Here is a 1,169-nt window from a genome sequence, read left to right on the forward strand (position 1 = left end):
ACAGTGGCTTGGGAGTAGTTATTGCCATGTTCGATATAGATCTGTAAAGCTTGATGATAATTGCTCCTCGCCTCCTCATATTCCCTGAGTTGTTGCGCTATTACTCCTAACTCATAGTATGTGCTAGTCAGAGTATCACCCAATTGAAACTCACACAGAACACAAATTTGGCTTAAGTCTGATACTAGATTCGTATCAAGAGAAACTAGCCTCAAAAGGTTGAGGATAGTTGCAACTAGTGTGGGAGACTCTTGACTGGTGGTATGATTCTGCTCTCCCTGACCTCTTAACGACGAGAAAGGGTTCATCGCTTAACTTTGATTTTTTGGTAAAATTGTTAACTTCTTTGTCTTAGTTTGCTGTATAAAAGCTGAATTAGTATTTCAATATATCGGGTTAGAATTACTTAACAGGTTCAGTCAAATTATATTTGAGCAAAATTATACCTAGGTTTTAATTACCTTGCCTCAACATAATATACATCTTCTTCTTTTGCTAAATAATCTACAAAAAATATATTTTTTTTGTGTCTGGTAGTTATCAGTATTTTTGCAATACTCTCTCCAAGAAATCATTTTTTTTGCTAAAAAGTTGTTAATTGTGAACATAGAATTTGTGATATTTTTTGGCTGGTGGCTAAAAGTACCGGTATTGAAATTAAAAAAAATAAGGCTCTACTCCTGAGCTAGTATTACAACCTAAGGCTTCTGGATTTATCTTTTAAGAAGCTTCCAAAATAGCTCAAGCTGGTTACAAAGGCTCAGAGAAACATATTATATGTCAGTCAAAGTGTACTAAAGCAATAGGGTAAACAGCCCCTAGTGACGTCAGCACCAGGGTGCATAACCCCCTATTTATTATTTAGTAATCACGAAATAAATCAGCCAAATAGCCATAGCACGTAGGTAAGTACAAGCACGAAAAGTCCCAGATGTAGTGATAGCTTCAGGTGTGCGGAATTGTAGCCCATTGTTGTAAATTTGATGTACTACAACTTCTGCCAGCTTCAATCCTTCATCCTTCATTCCCATTTTTACAAGAAAAGCTGCGATCCCAAAATTTATTCCTGTCCAAATCTCCAAAGTAGTAAATCTCATCAGCAATTTTGCTACCCAAACCAACGTATTGGCTTTAAACGCTGCTATTGAAGCAACCCGTGCGGGTGAATA

General features: G+C 36.7%; 2 protein-coding genes. Both read right to left on the reverse strand.

The window, feature by feature from the left end; translation table 11 throughout:
• A partial coding sequence (locus G4P69_RS38590) for a tetratricopeptide repeat protein (RefSeq protein ID WP_208355308.1) occupies positions 1-308 on the reverse strand: 308 nt, incomplete at its 3' end.
• A gap of 549 nt (positions 309-857) precedes the next feature.
• On the reverse strand, positions 858-1,169 hold a 312-nt coding region (locus G4P69_RS38595; protein ID WP_279606335.1), incomplete at its 5' end, for a GH116 family glycosyl hydrolase.

The sequence above is a fragment of the Aetokthonos hydrillicola CCALA 1050 genome, assembly GCF_017591665.1.
Taxonomy (GTDB): domain Bacteria; phylum Cyanobacteriota; class Cyanobacteriia; order Cyanobacteriales; family Nostocaceae; genus Aetokthonos; species Aetokthonos hydrillicola.